Annotated in this window: 23 protein-coding genes and 3 tRNA genes; 17 read left to right on the top strand and 9 right to left on the bottom strand. The window is 52.7% G+C overall.

Annotated features, from left to right (window positions below; all coding sequences use genetic code 11):
- Window positions 1-41 precede the first annotated feature (41 nt).
- Genes acnD through prpD form a run of 3 tightly spaced genes read left to right on the top strand, consistent with a single transcriptional unit; the run spans window position 42 to window position 5,371 of the window.
- Window positions 42-2,651: a Fe/S-dependent 2-methylisocitrate dehydratase AcnD gene (gene acnD / locus MLE19_RS12295; protein WP_240718474.1), complete on the top strand. Its 2,610-nt coding sequence runs from the start codon at window positions 42-44 to the stop codon at window positions 2,649-2,651.
- Between the two features lie 14 nt (window positions 2,652-2,665).
- Window positions 2,666-3,835, top strand: coding sequence for a 2-methylaconitate cis-trans isomerase PrpF (prpF, locus tag MLE19_RS12290; RefSeq protein ID WP_240718473.1), 1,170 nt, complete (start codon window positions 2,666-2,668; stop codon window positions 3,833-3,835).
- Between the two features lie 39 nt (window positions 3,836-3,874).
- Entirely contained in the window at window positions 3,875-5,371 is a 1,497-nt protein-coding gene (gene prpD / locus MLE19_RS12285) for a 2-methylcitrate dehydratase (protein ID WP_240718472.1), read from the top strand.
- Between the two features lie 83 nt (window positions 5,372-5,454).
- On the opposite strand, the gene MLE19_RS12280 is transcribed toward prpD, so the two are convergent.
- Window positions 5,455-5,739, bottom strand: a complete 285-nt coding sequence (locus MLE19_RS12280) for a ComEA family DNA-binding protein (RefSeq protein ID WP_240718471.1) — start codon at window positions 5,737-5,739, stop codon at window positions 5,455-5,457.
- 267 nt (window positions 5,740-6,006) lie between these two features.
- On the opposite strand from MLE19_RS12280, the gene pyrF reads away from it, so the two are divergent.
- Window positions 6,007-6,708 carry an orotidine-5'-phosphate decarboxylase gene (gene pyrF / locus MLE19_RS12275; RefSeq protein ID WP_240718470.1) on the top strand — a complete coding sequence of 234 codons (702 nt, stop codon included), beginning with the start codon at window positions 6,007-6,009 and terminating at the stop codon, window positions 6,706-6,708.
- A gap of 24 nt (window positions 6,709-6,732) precedes the next feature.
- Here the strand turns inward: pyrF and lapB are convergent, their stop codons facing one another.
- The 3 genes from lapB to MLE19_RS12260 form a co-directional block, all read right to left on the bottom strand.
- Complete coding sequence (gene lapB, locus MLE19_RS12270; protein ID WP_240718469.1) at window positions 6,733-7,938, bottom strand: lipopolysaccharide assembly protein LapB; 1,206 nt, start codon at window positions 7,936-7,938, stop codon at window positions 6,733-6,735.
- Window positions 7,939-8,244: a lipopolysaccharide assembly protein LapA domain-containing protein gene (locus tag MLE19_RS12265; RefSeq protein ID WP_240718468.1), complete on the bottom strand. Its 306-nt coding sequence runs from the start codon at window positions 8,242-8,244 to the stop codon at window positions 7,939-7,941. It abuts the gene before it with no gap.
- Between the two features lie 99 nt (window positions 8,245-8,343).
- Window positions 8,344-8,640, bottom strand: coding sequence for an integration host factor subunit beta (locus tag MLE19_RS12260; RefSeq protein WP_007113226.1), 297 nt, complete (start codon window positions 8,638-8,640; stop codon window positions 8,344-8,346).
- Window positions 8,641-8,847: 207 nt separating this feature from the next.
- Between MLE19_RS12260 and MLE19_RS12255 the strand changes: the two genes are divergently transcribed.
- Together MLE19_RS12255 and MLE19_RS12250 are read left to right on the top strand one after the other, a co-directional pair.
- A complete protein-coding gene (locus MLE19_RS12255; RefSeq protein ID WP_240718467.1) occupies window positions 8,848-9,141 on the top strand; it encodes a succinate dehydrogenase assembly factor 2 in 294 nt (97 codons plus the stop codon).
- The gene (locus MLE19_RS12250) at window positions 9,101-9,532 is read left to right on the top strand and encodes a hypothetical protein (RefSeq protein ID WP_240718466.1); all 432 of its coding nucleotides are present in this window, start codon (window positions 9,101-9,103) and stop codon (window positions 9,530-9,532) included. The genes MLE19_RS12255 and MLE19_RS12250 overlap by 41 nt, the downstream gene beginning before the upstream one ends.
- 9 nt (window positions 9,533-9,541) lie before the next feature.
- Here the strand turns inward: MLE19_RS12250 and nadB are convergent, their stop codons facing one another.
- The gene (nadB, locus tag MLE19_RS12245; RefSeq protein WP_240718465.1) at window positions 9,542-11,161 is read right to left on the bottom strand and encodes an L-aspartate oxidase; all 1,620 of its coding nucleotides are present in this window, start codon (window positions 11,159-11,161) and stop codon (window positions 9,542-9,544) included.
- Between the two features lie 490 nt (window positions 11,162-11,651).
- On the opposite strand from nadB, the gene MLE19_RS12240 reads away from it, so the two are divergent.
- From MLE19_RS12240 to MLE19_RS12190, 11 genes are all read left to right on the top strand, one after another.
- A complete protein-coding gene (locus MLE19_RS12240; protein WP_240718464.1) occupies window positions 11,652-12,929 on the top strand; it encodes a tyrosine-type recombinase/integrase in 1,278 nt (425 codons plus the stop codon).
- A complete protein-coding gene (locus MLE19_RS12235; RefSeq protein ID WP_240718463.1) occupies window positions 12,926-13,771 on the top strand; it encodes a hypothetical protein in 846 nt (281 codons plus the stop codon). The genes MLE19_RS12240 and MLE19_RS12235 overlap by 4 nt, the downstream gene beginning before the upstream one ends.
- A gap of 97 nt (window positions 13,772-13,868) precedes the next feature.
- Window positions 13,869-14,138, top strand: a complete 270-nt coding sequence (locus MLE19_RS12230; protein ID WP_240718462.1) for a helix-turn-helix transcriptional regulator — start codon at window positions 13,869-13,871, stop codon at window positions 14,136-14,138.
- Entirely contained in the window at window positions 14,135-14,554 is a 420-nt protein-coding gene (locus MLE19_RS12225; RefSeq protein WP_240718461.1) for a hypothetical protein, read from the top strand. The genes MLE19_RS12230 and MLE19_RS12225 overlap by 4 nt, the downstream gene beginning before the upstream one ends.
- Window positions 14,547-17,030, top strand: a complete 2,484-nt coding sequence (locus tag MLE19_RS12220) for a VapE domain-containing protein (protein WP_240718460.1) — start codon at window positions 14,547-14,549, stop codon at window positions 17,028-17,030. Before MLE19_RS12225 ends, MLE19_RS12220 begins: the two co-directional genes overlap by 8 nt.
- A gap of 535 nt (window positions 17,031-17,565) precedes the next feature.
- A complete protein-coding gene (locus tag MLE19_RS12215) occupies window positions 17,566-17,916 on the top strand; it encodes a hypothetical protein (protein ID WP_240718459.1) in 351 nt (116 codons plus the stop codon).
- Window positions 17,913-19,349, top strand: coding sequence for a hypothetical protein (locus MLE19_RS12210; RefSeq protein WP_240718458.1), 1,437 nt, complete (start codon window positions 17,913-17,915; stop codon window positions 19,347-19,349). The genes MLE19_RS12215 and MLE19_RS12210 overlap by 4 nt, the downstream gene beginning before the upstream one ends.
- Window positions 19,342-19,542 carry a hypothetical protein gene (locus MLE19_RS12205; RefSeq protein WP_240718457.1) on the top strand — a complete coding sequence of 67 codons (201 nt, stop codon included), beginning with the start codon at window positions 19,342-19,344 and terminating at the stop codon, window positions 19,540-19,542. Before MLE19_RS12210 ends, MLE19_RS12205 begins: the two co-directional genes overlap by 8 nt.
- The gene (locus MLE19_RS12200; RefSeq protein ID WP_240718456.1) at window positions 19,539-19,823 is read left to right on the top strand and encodes a hypothetical protein; all 285 of its coding nucleotides are present in this window, start codon (window positions 19,539-19,541) and stop codon (window positions 19,821-19,823) included. The genes MLE19_RS12205 and MLE19_RS12200 overlap by 4 nt, the downstream gene beginning before the upstream one ends.
- Window positions 19,824-19,829: 6 nt before the next feature.
- On the top strand, window positions 19,830-20,009 hold the full coding sequence (locus MLE19_RS12195; protein WP_240718455.1) for a hypothetical protein: 180 nt from the start codon (window positions 19,830-19,832) through the stop codon (window positions 20,007-20,009).
- An 11-nt stretch (window positions 20,010-20,020) separates the two neighbouring features.
- Window positions 20,021-20,662, top strand: a complete 642-nt coding sequence (locus MLE19_RS12190) for a hypothetical protein (protein WP_240718454.1) — start codon at window positions 20,021-20,023, stop codon at window positions 20,660-20,662.
- Between the two features lie 354 nt (window positions 20,663-21,016).
- Here the strand turns inward: MLE19_RS12190 and MLE19_RS12185 are convergent.
- The 4 genes from MLE19_RS12185 to pgsA form a co-directional block, all read right to left on the bottom strand.
- Window positions 21,017-21,102 (bottom strand) — tRNA-Leu (locus MLE19_RS12185).
- Window positions 21,103-21,296: 194 nt separating this feature from the next.
- A tRNA-Cys gene (locus MLE19_RS12180) sits at window positions 21,297-21,370 on the bottom strand.
- Between the two features lie 87 nt (window positions 21,371-21,457).
- Window positions 21,458-21,532, bottom strand: a tRNA-Gly gene (locus MLE19_RS12175).
- Between the two features lie 84 nt (window positions 21,533-21,616).
- Entirely contained in the window at window positions 21,617-22,165 is a 549-nt protein-coding gene (gene pgsA / locus MLE19_RS12170) for a CDP-diacylglycerol--glycerol-3-phosphate 3-phosphatidyltransferase (protein ID WP_240718453.1), read from the bottom strand.
- Window positions 22,166-22,223 lie beyond the last annotated feature (58 nt).

The raw sequence follows: 22,223 nt of genomic DNA, 5'->3' as shown, positions 1-22,223 counted from the left end.
ACCGGGCTTTTTTTCAGCCCCTTCTTGTGAGTCTGCCTGCTATGAATACCCAATACCGTAAACCGCTGCCTGGCACAGAGCTTGAGTTTTTTGATGCTCGTGAGGCGGTGGAAGATATCCAGACAGGTGCCTACGCACAACTGCCTTACACCTCTCGCGTACTGGCGGAACAGCTGGTGCGCCGCTGCGACCCTGAGCTGCTCACCGATGCCTTAAAACAGCTGATCGAGCGCAAGAGCGATCTGGATTTTCCCTGGTACCCCGCCCGTGTCGTTTGCCACGACATCCTGGGCCAAACCGCACTAGTCGACTTGGCTGGGCTACGCGACGCCATTGCCGAGAAGGGCGGCGATCCCGCCAAAGTTAATCCCGTCGTGCCGACCCAATTGATTGTCGACCATTCGCTGGCAGTGGAGCATGCAGGCTCAGAAGAGGGCGCCTTTGAGAAAAATCGCGCCATTGAAGATCGCCGCAACGATGACCGCTTTCACTTTATCAACTGGACCAAGACGGCCTTTGAGAATGTCGATGTGATCCCCCCCGGTAACGGCATCATGCACCAGATCAATCTGGAGAAGATGTCGCCGGTGGTACAGAACCGTGACGGCATTGCCTACCCGGATACCTGTGTGGGAACCGATAGCCATACGCCCATGGTGGATGCTCTGGGCGTTATCTCCGTAGGTGTGGGTGGGCTTGAAGCCGAAAGCGTGATGCTGGGGCGTGCTTCCATGATGCGCCTGCCGGATATCGTTGGCGTAGAACTAACTGGCAAACTGCAGCCAGGTATTACCGGCACTGATATGGTGCTGGCGATCACCGAATTCCTGCGTAAAGAGCGCGTCGTCGGGGCGTATTTGGAGTTTTATGGCGAAGGCGCTGACGCGCTGACGGTGGGTGATCGCGCCACAATCTCCAATATGACCCCTGAATACGGTGCCACGGCGGCGATGTTCTATATCGACGGCCAAACCATCGATTACCTGAAAATCACCGGTCGCGAGGACGAGCAGGTAGCGCTGGTGGAAACCTATGCCAAGCATACCGGCCTCTGGGCGGACAGCCTCACTGAAGTGACCTATGAGCGAGTGCTGACTTTTGATCTTTCATCGGTTACACGCACGCTGGCAGGGCCCTCCAATCCCCATGCCCACCTGCCTACTTCGGAACTTGCTCAGCGTGGTATTGCCGTGGGTCTTGAGGCGGCACAGGCAGAGGAGAAAGCCGGTAAAATGCCCGATGGCGCCGTGATCATAGCTGCCATTACCAGCTGCACCAATACTTCTAACCCCCGCAATATGGTAGCCGCAGGGCTGATTGCCCGTAACGCTAACAGGCTGGGTCTGCTGCGCAAGCCCTGGGTGAAGTCGTCGCTGGCGCCGGGCTCGAAAACCGTCAAGATGTACCTGGAAGAAGCCGGTTTAATGAGTGAACTGGAAAATCTCGGCTTCGGTGTGGTGGCCTACGCCTGCACTACCTGCAACGGCATGTCCGGGGCGCTGGAACCAAAAATCCAGCAGGAAATTATCGAGCGTGATCTCTACGCCACGGCGGTACTTTCCGGTAACCGTAACTTTGATGGTCGGATTCACCCCCACGCCCAGCAGGCCTTTTTAGCGTCACCGCCCCTGGTGGTCGCCTACGCCATTGCGGGCACCATTCGCTTTGATATTGAGAAAGATATTCTGGGTATCGATCAAGCGGGTAACCCCGTTACCTTGAAGGATATCTGGCCCGCCGATGAGGAGATCGACGCCATTGTCAAAGCGTCGGTAAAACCGGAGCAGTTTCGGCAAACCTATATTCCCATGTTCGACCTGGATAAGAGCGCCCGCGCCCAGGTGAGCCCGCTATATGATTGGCGGCCGCAGAGTACCTATATACGTCGCCCGCCCTACTGGGAGGGCAATATGGCTAAGGTGCGCACCATGAAAGGTATGCGGCCGCTGGCAATTCTGCCGGATAATATCACCACCGATCACCTTTCGCCTTCCAACGCGATACAGCTCAACAGCGCGGCGGGTGAGTACCTGGCCAAAATGGGCGTTCCAGAGGAGGACTTCAACTCCTACGCCACCCACCGTGGCGATCACCTCACTGCACAGCGCGCCACCTTCGCCAACCCCAAGCTGTTTAACGAAATGGTGCGCGACACCGACGGCAAGGTAAAGCAGGGCTCGCTGGCGCGGGTAGAGCCGGAAGGCGAAGTGACCCGCATGTGGGAAGCCATCGAAACTTATATGGCCCGCAAGCAGCCGCTGATTATTATCGCCGGGGCGGATTACGGTCAGGGCTCCTCACGGGACTGGGCGGCCAAAGGGGTCGCGCTGGCGGGCGTAGAGGCAATTGCCGCCGAAGGCTTTGAGCGTATTCACCGCACCAACCTTATTGGTATGGGGGTAATGCCACTGGAGTTTGAGCCCGGCACTACACGCATAACCCTAGGCTTGGATGGCACCGAAACTTTCGATGTTGAGGGCGCGGTTTCGCCAGGGGCGATGCTCACCCTGGTGATCCACCGCCAGAGTGGAGAAAGCGTGCAGGTTGCAGTGAAGTGCCGATTAGATACGGCTGAGGAGGTATCGATTTACACCGCCGGTGGCGTTCTGCAGCGTTTTGCCCAGGACTTTCTTGAGTCCACTGCTGCGTAAACGGAGATTTGTTAATGCCTCAGATTAAAATTCCCGCTACCTATATGCGCGGTGGCACTAGCAAGGGCGTATTTTTTAAGCTCAGCGATCTACCCGAGGCGGCACGACAGCCGGGTGTCGCGCGGGATCAGCTGCTGCTGCGAGTGATCGGTAGCCCCGACCCCTATGAGAAGCAGATTGATGGCATGGGTGCGGCGACCTCCAGTACCAGTAAAACGGTCATTCTGTCCAAAAGCGAGTCTCCGGAACATGACGTAAATTACCTTTTCGGTCAGGTCTCCATCGACAAGCCCTTTGTGGATTGGAGCGGTAACTGCGGCAACCTCTCCGCAGCGGTCGGCCCTTTTGCAATTGCCAACGGTTTGGTGGATTCGGCGCGTATTCCTGAAAACGGGGTGGCCGAGGTGCGCATTTGGCAGGTAAATATCCATAAAACCATCGTCTCACGGGTGCCCATCGTTAATGGGGAAGTGCAGGAGATGGGTGATTTCGAGCTGGATGGGGTGACTTTTCCAGCAGCCGAGATACCGGTGGCATTTATGGACCCCGCTGACGGCGAAGGGGCTATTTTCCCCACTGGCAATCTCGTTGACCAGCTTGACGTTCCAGGCGTGGGGATATTGAAAGCGACGCTGATTAACGCCGGTATCCCCGCTGTGTTTATTAACGCCGTGGATATTGGCTATACCGGAACCGAGCTTCAGGATGCGATCAACAGCGATAGCAAAGCACTGGCGATGTTTGAAACTATTCGTGCCCACGGTGCTGTGCGCATGGGGTTAATCAGCGATGTGAGTGAAGCTGCCAGTCGTCAACACACCCCGAAAGTCGCTTTTGTAGCGCCACCTGCGGATTACATTTCATCTAGTGGTAAAAACGTGCAGGCCGCCAATATTGACTTGGTGGTACGGGCGCTCTCCATGGGGAAATTGCACCACGCCATGATGGGCACCGCCGCTGTGGCAATTGCTGCCGCAGCGGCCATTGAGGGGACGCTGGTAAATCTGGCCGCCGGTGGCGGTAAACGAAACGAAGTCACCTTTGGTCATCCTTCTGGCAGTCTGCAGGTGGGCGCTGAAGCTAGCTTGACAGAGGGGCGTTGGCTGATCGAGAAGGCGGTGATGAGTCGAAGCGCACGCGTATTGATGGAGGGCGCAGTGAGGATTCCGGACGACAGCTTTTAGTCCATACTGAAATAGATGGTCATCCAGGAGGAAAGCATAATGACAGTTACTGCGTCAGCTACATCCGAAGCCAATGAGCGCCCTGATTACGATCCAGAGCTACAGACCATTGCCGACTATGTATTGAATTATCAAGTCGAGTCCCAGGAGGCACTGGAAACTGCCCGCTACTGCCTGATGGATACGCTCGGTTGCGGTCTGTTAGCGCTGCGTTTTCCTGAATGCACTAAGCATCTCGGGCCAATGGTGGAAGGCACGATGGTGCCGTTTGGGGCGCGGGTGCCCGGCACCTCGCTTCGCCTTGATCCGGTTAAGGCGGCGTGGGATATCGGCTGCATCATCCGCTGGCTGGACTATAACGATACATGGCTTGCCGCCGAGTGGGGGCACCCCTCCGATAATCTCGGGGCAATACTCGCCGTGGCCGATCATCTCTCCCAGCGGCGAGTGGCTCAAGGCGAAGCGCCGCTGGTGATGCGCGATGTGCTTAACGCTATGATCATGGCCCATGAGATCCAGGGTGTACTGGCGCTGGAGAATAGCTTCAACCGCGTGGGGCTCGATCATGTGGTGCTGGTGAAAGTGGCGTCTACTGCGGTGGCCGCCAAGCTTTTGGAGGCTAATCGTGAGCAGCTGCTGTCAGCGCTCTCCCACGCCTGGGTGGACGGCCAGAGCCTGCGCACTTACCGCCATGCCCCCAACGCCGGATCGCGTAAAAGCTGGGCCGCTGGGGACGCCACTTCACGGGGCGTGCGTCTAGCGGATATCGCACTACGTGGCGAAATGGGTATTCCCAGTGCGCTATCGGCGCCCCAGTGGGGGTTCTACGATGTTTTGTTCAGCCATGCCAATAAAGATTTGAGCCTCAAGCCAGAAGCTGACCGTCGCCTACGCTTCCAGCGAGAGTTCGGCAGCTATGTGATGGAGAATATTCTGTTTAAGATCTCCTTCCCCGCTGAGTTTCACGCTCAAACGGCTTGCGAAGCCGCAGTGATACTCCACTCGCAGGTAAAAGACCGCCTAGCTGAAATCGATAAGATCGTACTCACCACCCACGATTCAGCTATTCGGATTATTTCCAAAACCGGAGCGCTCGCTAACCCAGCTGATCGTGACCACTGCCTGCAGTATATGACTGCGGTGCCGCTTATCTTCGGTGAGCTGACCGCTGACCATTATGAGGATAATTTTCACGCAGCCCATCCGCTAATTGATCAGCTGCGAGACAAAATGGTGGTCGAGGAGAACGCTGAGTATTCGGCGGCTTACCACGCCCCAGAGGCACGTTCTATCGCCAATGCGGTGCAAGTCTTTTTCACTGATGGGAGTACGACTGATAAAGTCGTTGTTGAGTATCCGGTAGGCCACCGTCGACGGCGTGAAGAGGGTATGCCGCTGTTGGTTGATAAGTTTGAGCGAAATTTAGCCACCAGGTTTCCGGCGAGTCGTTGCCAAAAAATTGCCGAACTATGTCGCCACCAGGAAACATTAGAAGCGTTGCCCGTTCATACGTTTATGGAGGCGTGGACGATTTAAGCGTTGCGTTTCCACTATATCCAACCAAAAAATACCCGGTGCGCTTAAACGCTACCGGGTAGTGATGCGCTTATAAGACTGGTTTACTCTTCAAACGCCACTTGATCACGCATGCGGTCGACGGTGGCAGGGCCAATACCACTGACGCGGGCAAGATCGTCAGCGCTTTCAAAGGCACCGTTGCTTTCGCGCTCTTCAATAATCGCTTCTGCCCGGCTTGGGCCAATGCCTGGTAATTCGGCCAGCAGTTCAGCGTCGGCGGTATTGACGTTGATAGGCGCCACCTCTTGCGCCAGCACGCCACTGGAAAGACCCAAGCTGATGCTAAGCAGAAGTGCGGCTAAGGTGCCTTTAAGTGTCATATTCATCGTTAATGTCCCTTTTAATAATATTTAATTTGATTGCAGCACACGTTTCCAAGGTGGTTATCACAAACGGCCTACGTTGTCGGTAAATGTGATGAACGTTGCTGCATTAACAACTTAGCTTTTTCTAGTGAGTGAATATGTCAGCGATGTATGACAGCAGTTGTAAGTTTTTAGCCATAGAAGTATGGCAAAAGGCTTACATCTTGAGGGGGGCGGGAAGAGGGGCGAGACTGATATAATGTCGAAAATCGCGTTTGGAGTAACGTTGTGGTCACTGATTCCCCAATCATTATTGCGCTTGATTACCCTTCATTAGATGCCGCTCTGTGCATGGCGGATCAATTAGACCCTGCCCGCTGTCGCGTTAAGGTGGGCAAGGAGTTGTTTACCCGCAGTGGCCCAGCGGTACTGGAAGCACTTCATGGGCGTGGCTTTGAGGTGTTCTTGGATCTCAAATTTCACGATATTCCCAATACCGTTGCCAGCGCGGTACAGGCGGCAGCGGAGCAGGGCTTGTGGATGGTCAATGTTCATGCCAGTGGCGGTCGGCAGATGATGGAGGCGGCCGTGCAGCGCCTGGAGCAACACAGGTTAACGACCCACTTGATTGCCGTTACCGTATTGACCAGCATGCAGGCCACAGACTTAGCTGATGTTGGCATTAGTGCGCCCCTAGCTGAGCATGTTGAACGCTTAGCGCAGTTGGCGAAACAGAGTGGCATGCACGGTGTCGTGTGTTCGGCTCAAGAGTCCGCTCGAATTAAAGCCCTGTGCGGTGATTCATTTTTGAAAGTGACGCCTGGAATTCGCCCAAGTTTTTCCGTGGCGAATGATCAGCAGCGGATCATGACCCCTAGTCAAGCCATGCAGGCGGGAAGCACGCATTTAGTCATAGGTCGACCCGTTACTCAGTCCGAAGATCCTATGCTAGCCCTTCAGGCGATTGAAGCCGAATTAGGCGTTGGCTAAGCTCTGGCAGCGCTTGCCCCTATGCTATTCACCCTCTACGCCGATAACGGGCTTGATGGTTCCCCAATAGCGACAGCTAGGGCATTGCCACTGCAGTGCCTCACTAGCGAACCCACAGTGCCTGCAGCGGTGGCGGGTGCGATTAAGCAACAGCGCATCGGTATGGTGTTTGAGCAGCAATAAGCGCGTATCGGGAGAGGATTTACCGTTTAGCCGCTGGCTCTCAATATACAGGTCAATCAAATAATCCAACCCGCCCAAGCTTGGCACTGCGCGCAAACGTTCACCGACTAACTCGATGGCTTTATCAACGCCGTCGCGCTGATGAACGAGCTGACCAAGCGCAATGATGATGCTGGTGTAGGGGGCTTGTGCAAGCAGACGGTTAAGGTGAGCCTCAAACCCGGCCTCATCGTTATTGCGCAAATAAGCATTTTTGAGAGCTGGCAGCATAGTGGGGATATGGGCTATCTCCTGACGAGGGATGGCATCTAATCGCTCAATGGCACGGCCATAGTGGCCGTTATCCATCTCCAGTTCAGCCAAGAGTAGGGTGGCGCGAACACAGCTTTCATCCAGCTGCAGGGCTTTTTTAAGATGTTTTTTGGCAAGCGCCCGGCTGGCTTCGCTAATCTCTTCAATAGCCAATTCACATAGCCAGTGCGCCGCAGGGCGCCGCAGCTTGGGGTGCTGTTTAAACAGGGGTTGAATAACATTTAGCGCTTGCTGCCAAGCCTTCTCACGCTCCAATAAATCGACAAGCAGCTGTTTGGCCGCATAGCGGTGTCCTTCGTCGCTACTCTGTTCCAGCAGTGTATTGAGAAGACGTTGTGCGCGGTCATGCACCCCCAGCGCCATAAAGTCTCGAGCAAGCTCTAGCTGAATTTGTTCGTTGGTATGTTGCGATAAGGCGGGGCGTGCTAATAAATTTTGGTGGATGCTAACGGCCTTGTCAGCCTCGCCTCGGGCGCGAAACAGTTTGCCAAGTGCGATGTGCGTGTCCACCGTGTCGCTGTTAATAGCAAGCACGTTAATAAAAGTGTTAATGGCTTCGTCGGGCTGCTCGTTAAGCAGATAATTTAGCCCGACAAAGTAATCTCGCGATAGCGCCTGGGAAGACCCCGCAGGCGGTTGGGAGCGATGTCGGCGTTGTCCAGCTTGGCGGTAACCTAACCCATAACCGATGGCAATAGCGGCCAATAGTACGCTTAGCAGCGCGACATCCAGCATTTATGCTAGTTCCTTGAACCCCTGGGTACGCAGGCTATCAAGCTCTTTTTGTTGCTGTTTGTTATGACGCTCGCTACGAGCCAGGGTGGCTTTTAAGCGCACATAGACACCCAGCATAGCGAGCATACCCAGCACGACGCCAAACACCAGTGTCGCTAGCAACCAGACAGAGAGCGATACTGCTGGCAGCTCCAGCCAAATAAGATTCAAGGCGATCGTTTGCTGATTATTAACGGCAAACAGAATACCTACTAGCACTACTACCAGCAAAATAACGGCTAAAATCAGCCCTTTGATCCAACGCATGTGAGTTTCCTAGTCAGTGACGTTCACGGTAGCGCTATTGTGTACGACTCAAGCCGCGACGTCATCCCGCAGAAGGTCGGATAACGACATTGTCGCGTATTAGTAGCCAAGCGCTCGACTGGCATCTACCTGCTCACGTAGTTCTTTACCCGGTTTGAAGTGCGGTACGTATTTGCCTTCCAGGTCCACTGCATCGCCTGTCTTCGGGTTGCGGCCTACGCGCGGCTCTCGGTAGTGGAGGGAAAAACTACCAAAGCCACGGATCTCAACGCGACCTCCACTGGAGAGAGAGTCAGTCATGTCGTCCAGGATAATACGCACCGCCGTTTCAACATCTTTGGCGGATAATTCCGGCTGACGCATCGCAATTTGTTCGATTAGTTCAGATTTAGTCATCGGTTAGCTCCCTGCGAACATTGAAGGCCGTCATGTGCTCTCGACCTCACTAACATCAAATTCAGCATACTGCTCAATTCAGTATAAAACAATTCAGATAAAACAAGGTTCTAGACTGTTTAACAGCATAGGCGAAGGAGGGCGCTGGCGCGACCCCGCAGCTTAGGTATACTGGCCTTTCATTTTTTGTAATTGGAGCGGCTGACGTTGAACGATGACAATTCCCCAGCAGCCATTTTGCGTAAACGGCTTTACTGGCACTCCCGGCGCGGTATGTGGGAGCTTGATCTACTGCTAATTCCGTTTCTTGAACAGCGTTTTGATCACATTAGTGAAGAGGATCAGCTGGCCTACCAACAGTTAATTGAAGGTGAAGACCAGGACCTGTTTGTCTGGCTGATGCATCGTGAGTGGCCTGAAGAGCCCAGTCAGCGGCGTATTGTGCAAATGATCGTTGAACATGCTGAAAACACCGATAATTCTGCCTATCGTACCCTCTAGGCAGTGGCAGTTAACGCAGTGCTTTTTATTGGTTGGAATAGTGGTGCTGAGTTACTGGGTCGGCGGTATGCCTTCGGCGGTAGCGCTGGTGGTAATAGGGGGTGCTCTTGTTTGGCGTGATTACCTGCGCCAACCGAAAGGGGTGCTCTCTCTTACATCGACGGGGTCGCTGTTTCATGGCCGCTGGCTGCATAGCAATCAGCGGCTTGTTAAGCGCGATCCGCTACTGAATAAGCCTCAAGAAGAAGAGCATCAAGTGCGCTGTGACTATTTAGGGCCCTGGGTAATAGGGCTTTATGTGGGTAGTCAGCGGGTTTGGTTATGGCCTGATAGTGTGCCTGAGGGGCAATTGCGTGAAGTGCGCAAATTGTTTCATCGTCCCGGTCAGTAGCATCTCGTTCTAATCCCGGTGGGCTAAATCGCTGATGGACAGCGACGAGGCAGTGGCTAGCGGCTGATGTTGCGGCCAGTCGGTAGCGAAGTGTAGGCCGCGAGATTCATGTCGCTTCTGAGCCGCTAGCACCGTTAGCTGCGCTAACTGAAGCGCGTGTTGTAAGCGGGAGCCTTCCGCGGTTGCTACAGCGCCCTCTATCTCCTCCAGCGTCGTTAGCAGCGCTTTTAGTTGCTCTAACGCGGTATTGAGCCCTGCAACGCTGCGCACAATCGAGACATGCTGGCTCATGGTTGCTCTCATGCGCTGACGGATATCGCTTAGGACGGTTGAGGATAAGTCAGTGGTCTTTCGAGAGGGCTGAAATGCTGCGATTGGACAAGGTGAGCTGGGTTCTTGAGCGTCGCTTTTTTGTGCATTGGTTTTGCGCGCATCATTTAATAGCGCCTGGGCGCAGCTGCGTGCAAATACTAAACACTCTAGCAGTGAGTTGCTGGCCATTCGGTTGGCGCCATGTAACCCCGTGCAGGCTATTTCTCCAATAGCATATAGATTTGCGACGTCGGTGGCGCCTTGTAAGTCGGTAGCGACACCGCCGCAGCTATAGTGTGCGGCGGGCACCACAGGAATGGCTTGCTGAGTGATATCAATGCCACGTGAAGCGCAGTGAGCCAGAATGGTAGGGAAGTGGTGGTGAATTGCCTGTTCGCCTAGATGGCGAATATCCAGCCATACGTGACCCAGCGCGCTGCGCTGTATCTCAGCATCAATAGCGCGGGCCACCACATCGCGAGGGGCGAGCTCGGCGCGATTATCCAGCGCCAGCATAAATCGCTGGCCCGCCTCATTTAATAAATGGCCGCCTTCACCACGGACGGCCTCGCTAATCAAAAACGCCGGGCCTTCAGGATCAAATAGGCAGGTCGGGTGAAACTGTTGGAACTCCAGGTTCATTAACCGAGCTCCTAGCTCTGCGGCCATCATCATACCTTCACCGCTACTAGGCGCTGGCGTGGTGGTATGGCGGTAAAGGCCGCTTGCACCGCCGGTCGCTAAAACGGTGTGGCGTGCTGTAAGTGAGTGCCACTGATGGTTAGTATCACTCCCATAGGCGCCGCGGCAGGCACCTTGTGCATCCTTAAGTAAGCCCGTCACGGTTAAATCGTTGCGCTGAACAATGTTGGGGTGCTGCGCCACTTTGTTTAATAGAGTATCTACCACCGCGCGGCCGGTGGCATCGTCCGCGTGGATAATGCGCCGAGCATTGTGGCCGCCTTCGCGGGTGAGGTGATACGGGTAGCGTGCGGCGGGGTCTGTCTCTGGCGTAAAAGGGACCCCCTGATCAATCAGCCACTGAATTGCAGCAGGGCCGTGAGTAACGGTAAAGCGCACTGCTTCGGTATCACAAAGCCCGTCGCCAGCTATCAAGGTATCGTTAATATGGGCTTCTATGTCGTCATCAGGCGAAAGCACGGCGGCGATACCGCCTTGTGCCCACCGGCTGGCGCCTTGATCATCTTGGGCAGGTCGAACTAAGGTGACTGATTTATAGTCGGCTATTTCCAGAGCAAGGGTTAGCCCTGCAACGCCGCCGCCAATGATAAGTACATCGGATATTGGCGTGCTCATAATGCCTGCTCCTTCATCAAACTGCCTGACATCTTGCCAACTTGAAACATCGCTAGCTTTGAATAGGTAAACGCTAGAAGGCGGCATCATAGCGTGGCAATTAGCGTTTAGCGATGTTTGCAGTCAATAAAAAGCGATGTTTGGGTATGGCTAATAGCGATAACGTAGGTAGGGGTAATCACAGCAAACAGTAGCGTATGAAAAAAGCTAAAGCGGGGGGGGAAGGAAGCATCAAAAAGGGGCAGTCATGGACTGTTGGAGAGAAGTTAAATTGAAACTAAGAAATGGTGCCCGGAGCCGGACTTGAACCGGCACGGGGTTGCCCCCGAGAGATTTTAAGTCCTTATTGACGTCTTTGAATAACTTTTATGTATCAAGATTAGTTGCTAAATTACAGTGACTTGCATATCATTAGTCCCTAGATTGTATGCGTAGCTTTGAGTAAGACTGCTACATATAAGATACATATTTTACTAGGGGCTTGTCTGGAATGAGTAAGCTAAAGCTAACCAAAACCGTCGTTGAGAAATTGCAGCCCGTTGAAGGCAAGCAAGTCGTTTATTGGGATAGCGATATTGTTGGCTTTGGCGTCCGCGTCTCTCCTGGTGGCTCTCGTGCATTTTTCTACCAAGGGCGTCTGAACGGCAAAATTAAGAAAATCACCATCGGGAAGCTTGGGCGTATTACCGCCGAGGCAGCACGCAAAGATGCCAAGCGCATTCAATCTATGATGGAACTAGGCCAAGACCCTAGCCCATCAAAAGAAAAGACTCAGGAGTCAGCCACGTTTGGCGACTTAATGAGTGCTTATGTGGAATTGCTAGAGCAGCAAGGGAAAATGTCAGCGCGCAATGTCAAAAACCAGATTGCACGCGATATTGAAAAAGCTTTCCCGAAGCTATGGGGAAAGCCTGCCACCAATATGACGCTAGATGATTGCATGAGCATCGTTGGCCGTCTCAAAGATGAAGATAAACCCCGCCAAGCCGACAAAATACGCTCTTACATACGCACAGCATTTAGTGAAGCAATCAACGCTCGTGGCGATGTCAACATGCCCGCATCTATGCGGAGGCTAAACATTACCTTCAATCCAGCACGCGATATGCGAAAGGTTAAAGGTTCTAGCAACGCCAAAGATAGAGCGCTGACACTCGCAGAATTCCGAGCTTACTGGCGTCGTGTAAAAGCTTTGCCAGAGCCGCATCGCTCGCTTGCTATGCTGCACGTCTTGACCGGAGGGCAGCGCCAGCAACAGCTAACCCGCGTGACGCTACATGATATAGATCGTGATGCACCTAGTATGCAGATACTGGACTATAAAGGGCGTCGTACTGAACCCCGTATTCACGTTATCCCGCTTTTACCCGAGTCATTGAGCGCTATAGATCGCATCACCGGAGGCGGGGAGTACGTCTTCTCCTGCACTGGTGGTGAAAAGCCTATTCATAACGTCTTTTTGAACGACATCGTGAAGCGCATACGCACCGACATGGAAAAAGCAGGGGAGTTAGAAAAGGGGCATTTTACTGCCGGTTCTATACGTGCGACTGTAGAAACGAGGCTGATAGCCAAACCCTATCGAGTAGGTTCGGACGTATTAGGACAGCTATTAAGTCACGGGACTGGCGGGGTTCAGCAACGCCACTATCAACACCACAACTTTTTTGATGAAAAGCTTGATGCCCTGGAGAAACTTCAACGCATGGTAGAGGGGCAGCCGGAGCCTAGCGGTCAGGTGATTGAGTTTAAGAGGGCTAGCGCATGATGACGCCAGAGCAGGAATACATCACCATAGTTTACGCAAAGACTGACTACGACCAATGCCCGCTTATTACGCCTGGATATTTATATGAAGTGATTGATGAAGATTTTGAAATGGGTACTTTCAGAACATGCGATGGTGTTCAGGTTTGGAAAAAAGACGGCGACATTGGTTTTCAAGACTGGGAGCGTATTACTCAAGAAGAAGAAATCCCCCCCGGTGTTGCTCGGCTTGGTTTATCTGAAGAGAAAATAAGAACAGTTTGCAGAATTCTTAGAGATGTAAAAGAAGATATAGAAAACCTAGATCGCAAAGAAAAAGAGGCAGAAAAAGCTGCCTTTGAATACTACTTCGCAATGGGGCCGCGCATTAGTCTAGGCGAGCAGTTGGAACCAACTGACCATGTAGCCGCATTCGCAGAGTTTGATGCAGGATCTTATGATGCCGCAAAAATTATCGCTGCCGAGCTATTAGAGAAAGGCGAACCGCTACCTGAAAGGCTTGCTAGCTTTGTTGCTAAAGTTCTTAGGGGTATGGAACGTCCAAAGCCATTATATAAAGGAAAGACAGTTAGGGATGACACAGATTTACGTGATGATATATTGGTATATGCACTTTGGCGTCTTGAAAGGCTGGGTATCAATGCAGGCCATAATATGGCAAAAGGTCATCGAAAGCCGAGAAAAACTACAGTCGGTGTTTATGGGTGCCAGCTAGTTGCTCAGGCAATAAAAGAAGTCATGAGTAGTAAAGATAGGTCGCTTAAGTATAGCACATTGCAGACCCTGTATTATGGCGAAAAAGGCCAAGAGATAAAAAGTTGGTATGACATTCTTCCAGAATAGGGAAAGTGTATAGGATAAGCGATACCCTTATACCTAGACGTTAATTGTTTTGTTAAAAGCGACCATGGTCTTGTTCAAACACGAATGAGGCCAAGGCATGAAAACTGATACTTACATAGAGTCAGCTAACTTCGAAGGCGGGCAATTCCCCCCAGAGTCCGCTGTAACACTTCCCCGCTTGATGAACCAGCGCGACCTTGCCGCCTATCTTGGCAAGTCTACAGCGTGGTGTGAGCGCGCTCGCTGGGCGGGTGAAGGCCCCAGATTCATCAAACTAGGCCGTCATGTACGGTATCGCGCTGATGATGTTCTTGCTTGGATAGATGAGAGCACTCGCACTTCTACCAGTGGAGGCGCGCGCTCATGATTGATCCAAAGAAAAACCCCGCATCGGCTGCAACCGGCTGCGAGGCTCAAGATAAGTCTTTCAAAATCCATTCTAGCCGTACTCCACTATTCCCTGCAAACGGAAATTATGCCAATCATTGCCGTGCAGTCTTAGGATGTCTTCTCCCTGGTGGGAAAGTGGATCAATTCAGCTACCACGCTGAAACTGGCCTCCCTCTAGTGGACTACCGCACGCGCATTTCTAACTTGCGCCTTGAGTATCATTGGCCGATTGATGATGAGTTTCACGATACATTCGACTTCAATGGTGAACCGCGCCGGGTTAAGCGGTATTGGTTAAATCAAGATGCCATGTCCCTACTGTTTAAGCGTTACCCAGGCTTTAAAGATCGTTGCGCGATGTTTATGGAGCAGGGAGGGCGTAAAGATGGCTGATACGCTTTTGGATGTTGCTATCAACAGGGAGCCTTATGCTCCCTATATCCCAAGTCTTGAAGAATTGCCCCAAGGCGATATTGATGGTGTACCGCTAACATCCCTGCCTATCTGGTGTGCATGGAAGATTAAGCCGCCAAGAAAAGAGGGAGATAAGCCCGGAAAAGTTCCGGTATCACCAAGGGATGGCAGGACTAAAGGTTGGTCTTTGAAAGATGGGGATGGAGTGTCCCGCTGCAACCTAGATTTTTTTGATACTGCCGAACAAGCTATTCAATATGCCAATCAACATCGGTTACAGGGTATAGGCATTGCCACCAATCGGGAGTATGGGATTGCTGGTGGAGATCCAGACCATAGCCGTAACCCCGAAACCGGCGAAATGTCAGAGCGCGCCCGTGAAATTATCTTATCAGCGAATACTTATGCGGAGGTGTCACCTGGACAGGCTGGCTATCGGTTTATCTTCATTGGTTCGTTTGGTGGCTTTACAGGCAACCGTGACGATTTAGAATTTTACGAAGATGGGCGCTTTCTCACTATTACAGGCGATCATGTGGAGGGAACGCCGCGCAGAATTATGGAGCGTGATTTAACTGAATTGGGTAAGAAGCACTTTCCATTGGATTCAGCTAAGCCGACAAAGACTAAAACAGCTCGAACCGATCAGCCTGATTTAACTGAAAAGCCACCATCTAGGGAGAAGGTAGACCTTGATAGCCTAATGCTACCGAAGCATGTTGAAGAGTGGATTAAGTACGGGATAGCAGATCCAAGCTTAGACCGTTCAAATTGTTTGTTTGGTGCGGCAATCGAATTATTGAAAGCTGGTGTTAGTGAAAGCCAAACTGCTGACATTTTGACCGCGCCCGAACATGGGATTCATGTTGTTGCTCTTGAGCATTCCGCTGGCTCACACACAGCCGCACGACGATGGGTTGAGCGCTACACACTGCCCGAGGCTAGAAAGCGCGCAGAAGAGGCTAATGGTGGCTCACTGCCAGCACCAAAGCGCGCTTATATGGAATTGCTAACCGATGCCCAAAATATGGATGAGTTTACCCCGCCGGATGAGGTGAAAGATTTGGCGAGGGAAGCTGGTTCTATGGAGCGTTTAACGCGCGAGATGGTACTCAGGGCAATCAAAAAATCAACAGGGCTAAATATCAGTGACCTTCGCGCAATAACAAAAAAAGCGAAGCGAACAAGCATGAAGCCCGAAGGTGTAAGCAAAGCAAAGCGCCATATTCGGCCCATGATGATCGACTTTTTTCCCGACATTGTGACGGATGAAGAAGGTGAACCAGTTAGGGCGCTGCAAACAATACCCAATATTGCGGCGATGCTAGATCATTATGGGATTCAGGTCAGTTATGACGTTATCGCCAAGAAAGTGAAGGTCATCGTGCCAGGTGCCAGCGGTTCACCCGATAATGCTGACAATAGCGCTTTGAGTAGCGTCATTAGCCTAGCCAAGCTGAATGAAATCCCTACAGATCAAGTCCCCGCGTTTATTGCCACCATTGCGGACGAGCGACAGCATAACCCCGTAGCGGATTGGATCACTGGCGCGACATGGGATGGTCAAGATCGTTTGCCCCAGCTATATCAAACCCTGGTTCTCGCTGATGGCTACCCTGCCTCAATGCGTGACTTATTAGTTAGGCGTTGGCTGATAAGTGCCGTAGCTGCTGCGCTAATGCCGCGAGGCTTTAGAACCCGAGGCGTGTTGACCCTACAAGGGCCGCAATCTATCGGCAAATCAGATTGGCTCAAGTCACTTGTTAGCGATGTGCAGCTAAGAGAAACGGCTATCAAAGTGGATCACCTTTTAGACCCTGCTAATAAAGATTCAGTGCTTGGCGCTATCACGCATTGGCTGGTGGAGCTGGGCGAGCTGGATGGCAGTTTTCGCAAGGCTGATGTTGCTCGTATCAAGGGTTTTATCACCGCCGACATGGATAAGGTGCGTCGCCCGTATGACCGCTTAGAGTCTGAATATCAGCGACGAACCGTCTTCTTTGCCAGTGTGAACGATAGCCAATTTTTGGTCGATGAAACCGGCAACACTCGCTTTTGGACAGTAGCGGTTGAGCGTATCAATTCCCTACACGGTATTGATATGCAACAAGTATGGGCGCAAGTCGTGGAGCTATGGCGCTGTGGCGAGAAATGGTGGCTTACTCGTGATGAAGAAACCGAGCTAGAAAAGCTTAACCGTGGTCATCGAGTCGTTAGCAGTATCCGCGAGCTGGTAGAGACTGGGCTGGCTTGGGAGTCTCCTGCTAATTATTGGGAGAGAAGGACAGCCAGCGAGGTGCTAAAAACCATTGGCTTTGATAAGCCCACCAATGCGCAGGCGAGGGAGGCCGGTGCAGTATTGCGTGAGCGCGGTTGTGATTCTCGCATGTCTAATGGCGTCACTAGATTTATGGTGCCCAAACCCATGGTAAGCGGCTTTGCCAGCTTAGGTTAGAGTCGCCCTACACGTTGCCCGCTACCTTAACACTCACACCCGGCCAGTCGTGCCGGGTTTTTTATTGCGGTTTGAGTAGGGGAGGGTAGGGCATAGGCTCGAATTTAGGGTTGCCCTACACGTTGCACTACATGCTGTAAGGCCCGTGGTTGTGAGGTTTATGGTGAATGGAGTAGGTCAAAGTAGGTCTAAATAACAACATTAGGTAGAGAAAATAAAAGAAGTAGTTTTTAGTTAATGGGTATATGTTTTTTCCCAGTTGGTCAGTATGGGATTTTGCCCTACCCCACCTACTTTGCCCTACTTGATGCTGTAATTCTCCTCTCCCTCAATTGGTGGAAATTAATTCCATTTTACGGCGAAACATAAAGCCCAATAAAGCACCCGTACCCCTATTATTCATCACTTTGTCAGTTCATGGGGATATATAATCTCCTTAAAATCTATTCAAGTTACTGTTATATAGTAATTATCTCATATGCTAGTAAAATATGTAGCAGATAGGAAGCATTTACCCCTAAGTTAGGCCGCCGATATGCCCAAACAAAGCACCATTCCCGACAAGTTCAGCGCCGGATTTATTGACGCACTGGACGCACGCACGTCGATTGCGCAGGAGATGCGGCAACGGTATGCCGAGGTCGTCAGCGACCTTGGTGGAGAGGTGGCTATTGGGTACGTCAAACGCGGAATTATTGAAAGGTATTTATGGGCTGAGTATTGGCTACGGACGCAGGAACGCCAGCTTGCCGAGGGTAAGGAGATCGACATAGGCAAATACGTGCAGGCGAGCAATAACATCATTTCTTTGAGTAACAAGCTAGGGCTAGAACGCCAAGCGCGTGAAGTGAGCTTGAACGACTATATCGGGAAGGCCAACCAATGAACGTCTTACAGTTCCTCGATAGCCCAGAGCTAACCCCAGGCACGTTTGAGGGCGATAGCTGGGAACCGTGGCGCGCTGTTTTATCCGGTGCCTTCGCTATCCCGATGGATGCCAACCGCCGCGACCTGTTCAGTAAGCTAGCTGGTGGACGTACACCACCGCTTAATCGTGTCGCTGAGCTGGTCGTACTAGCCGGACGACGCAGCGCCAAGACCAACACCACCGCCGGTGTAGCCGTGTACCTCGCCACCGTTGGTGTGGCAATGGAAGGACTAGCGGACAAGCTAAAGCCTGGTGAGCGCGGTGTGGTGAGCTGTATCGCCGTGGATCGTGACCAAGCGAAAGTGCTGTTCTCCTATATCGCTGGCATCTTTGACGCATCGCCAGTGCTAGCGGCCATGATTGAAAAGCGCGGTGCCGAGTCGCTAGAGCTGAATAACCGTATCACTATCGAAGTGGCTACCAATTCCTTTAGGTCGGTACGCGGCAAGACGCGCATCGCCGCATTGCTAGACGAGGCTTGTTTCTTCGCTGATGAGCATTCAGCAACGCCCGATGTTGAGCTGTATCGCGCTCTTACGCCTTCGCTCGCTACTACCGGCGGGATGCTGATTATCATTAGTTCACCGTGGGCTAAGCGTGGTCTGGTCTACAACAAGTGGAAACAGCACTACGGCCAAGACAGTGACGACGTGCTGGTGATTCAAGGTGCAACTGAACAATTCAACCCCACCATAGATAAGCGCATTCTCCGCAACGCCCAGCAAGACGACCCTGAAAGCTATCGCAGTGAGTGGGGCGGTCAATTCCGCGATAACGTCTCGGGATTCATCGACCGCGCCCAGGTTGAGGCGGTGATGCGTCAAAACCCGCTGGAATTACCGTTCGTATCCGGCACGCGCTACATAGGCGTGGCTGACCCTGCTGGGGGCGGTGCCGATGAGTTCACGATGGCAATCGGCCATGTTGAAGGTGAGACGACCGTGGTGGATGTGCTACGCGCTCGACGTGGTACGCCTGCACAGATCGTTGCCGAGTATGCCCAGGTATTCAAAGACTACGGCATTAACCGCATCGTCACGGATCGCTTTGCCGGATCGTGGCCGAAAGATGAGTTCGAGAAACACGGCATCCAATGCGACCAAGCCGCCAAGCCTAAATCTGAGCTGTACGCCGATAGCCTAAGCCGCTTCAACAGCGAGCAAATAGAGCTGCCACCAGACGACACGATGATGATTCAGTTCTGCAACCTGGAGCGCCGCACGGCACGAGGTGGCCGGGATTCCATCGACCACCCCCCAGGGAAGGGCCACCACGATGATAGGGCCAACGCTTGCGCCCTGCTGATGGACGTTGCCAGCGGCAAAAAACCCGGCGGGCCAGCGATTCTATTAAAGCCAAGCCGTCGCTTTGGAGGTCGTCGCTATGGATAACCTGCTGAACCTCCCCGCTAATGCACCTGCGCATCAAGCATGGCTAGAGCTATGGCGCGTTGGTATCGACCTACCCCACCCACCAAAAGAACAGACCGCCGCGCAGTGGATCACTGCGTTGGCACTGACTGACAGCCTTTTGAAAAAGATTTACCTAACCGCAATCGAGGCCCAGGAGGGCCAGACCGTATGAATAAGCAATTTGTAGCGAACGTGACACCGAAAGAGCAAAGCATTGAACGCATGGTGGCCATCATCATCGAGGAGCTGAAACCGGCAGTCGGCGCGATGGTTGACGAAAAGCTGAAAGAGGCAGGCGTGGGCGGCAGTGCCAAGCCCGATATGGCTGCCAACCTGGCGTCGAAGTACACGTTGCCTGGCAGTGAGTTTGAAGCGCCCGACAGTGAAGCACCGCGAGCAAGCAATGGTCGCAAGATGCCGTCTCTAATGGATGGCTACCAGCTACCGGATTGAGCGCCGATGATGATTCCTATCACCCCGGAACAGCGCGATGAAGCCGAACGGGAAGCGTTGGCGGCCTTGCTCGACAACCTAAGCGAACGGCTAACCGATAGCTTCACCGCACAGCTTACCGAAGCGGGCCACAGCATTGCGCTGCTGGTGGCCCAACTTGACCGCCCAAACGCGACATTACATTGAGGTATGACAACGTGACTGATTTAACCGATAGCCCAGCGATTGAACGCGCCAATGAGTTACTAGCCGACCCCACCGCTAGTGTCGATGCCCTACAAGCCGCCCAGCGCGGTATCAGTGACCAGATGCGGGAAGTGCAGGCACAGCCACGCATTGAACCGGCCATGGCTACCAGCGTTGCCGAGCATAAGCGCATGACTGCCGAGCTTGAGCAGCAAGGCGTTTTATCCGGCATTCTAAGCCGCTTATACGGTCGTCTAAACGATGCCATTCAACGTGCTGTAGCGCGTGATGCTATCGACGGTGCCGACCAGTCGCGTAAAGACCTGGCTAAAGCACTGGACGCCCTGGAAACGGCCCAACGTAAAGCAGATGCAGCGCGTGCCGATGTGATGGCCCACACCCAAAACATGCAGCGTGATAAGTCTGCTGCTGGTCTAAATGGCAAAGGCAAAGTAGGCGCGACGGTTGAGCAAGTGGAGCGCATCATTGCCGCCGGTGCCTTCGACGCTCGCATGGGGCCAACGACCAGTATTAACGCTCTACGCCTAAAAATTCAGATAGACGGCGGACAGCCAGCGGTTGAGACACGTTACGTTGACCACGGCGCGAAGGATGCAGGGCCAGTAAACGTGACCCAAGCCGAGCGCGTCTAAACGTGGAGCCGGTAACGCTGGATTGTGATGCGAGCCTAGAGCCGGGGCCAAACGCCCCGCTCGATACTATAGAGCACGCAATACGTTGTGGTGACATATGGGCCGCAGCATTAAAGATTTACTTTAATGATGCCAAGTCAGCATGGAAAGGCCATAAACAAGCCGATTGGGAAAGCCTTGATGATTTGCTAGGCGACCAGCGTTTATTAGCTAACCTATGTCGCCCGATTGACATAGACCCGCAGCTAGTGGCAGGTGCGTTGCGAGAAGAGCTGTCATTGCTCGAAATAAACAGTAGGGCTAACTAAGGGGAGGGAGGTAAATATTTGAGATAAGAGATTCTACAAGCTGAAATGGTGCGGGTGGACGGACTCGAACCGTCACGGCCAATGGCCTCAAGATTTTAAGTCTTGTGTGTCTACCTATTCCACCACACCCGCAAGGTGCTACATAAGAGCTACATATTTTTTATCGGATGTAGCAACTAGATGTTTTAAAAGACTTTATTCTCATTTTGAGAGGATTTTAAGTCTCTTGCGTCTACCGATTTCGCCATCCGGGCTATTCATTACAAGAACATCACATCGCAATGTTGTTTTAAAGAGACCTTTAAAGCATCACTGCTACACAAAGATGGAGGCTGGAGTCGGAATCGAACCGGCGTACACGGAGTTGCAGTCCGCTGCATAACCACTCTGCCATCCAGCCTCAAGAGTCTATGGAGCGGGAAAGGTGATCCGACCGGGCTGGCGTTCCAGCTCACGACCCTCTCTTGCTTTACCACGCTATCCAAGTTGGAGCGGGAAAGGAGATTCGAACTCCCGACCCTCGCCTTGGCAAGGCGATGCTCTACCACTGAGCTATTCCCGCTCGACTCGAGGGCGAATTATACGGATCGCCGCCGGGTTGTCAATCAATGAATGGGTGCGTATTCATTATTTACTTATCAGCGGGTTACATCGAGCGGCTAAGATGAGGCCAAGCAGCTTTCAAGTACTGAATCATTGACCAGAGCGTCAAAAGGGCGGCTACATACAGCACGACAACGCCCAGCAAGGCAAACTCGTGCGCTGGGGGAAGTGCTAGCAAGATGAGTAGTGACACCATTTGCAGCGTTGTTTTCAACTTGCCAACCCAAGAAACAGCCACCATGCCGCGTTTGCCCATTTCAGCCATCCATTCGCGTAGCGCTGAAATGACAATTTCGCGGCCAATGATGACCAGCGCGGGTAGCGTCAGCACTAAGGTGTCATAACGCTCGATCAATAGCGCCAAGGCGACCACGACCATAAGCTTATCGGCCACCGGGTCTAGAAAGGCGCCAAAAGGCGTTGACTGATTCCAGCGTCGGGCTAAATAGCCGTCCAGCCAATCGGTAATGGAGGCCAATGCAAATAAGCCAGCCGCAACGGGCATGCTCCAGCTGAAGGGTAGATAAAACAGTACCACCAGCAGCGGAATAAAGGCGATTCTCGCCAGTGTCAGTATGTTGGGTATATTCATCGCAGGGTGCGATCCTTGCCGGAAAATCAGAGGGTTCGAAGTCTGGTGCTCATTCTAT

This window comes from Vreelandella neptunia (assembly GCF_022489065.1).
GTDB classification, from domain to species: domain Bacteria; phylum Pseudomonadota; class Gammaproteobacteria; order Pseudomonadales; family Halomonadaceae; genus Vreelandella; species Vreelandella neptunia_A.
This window is presented reverse-complemented; position numbering and strand designations above follow the sequence as displayed.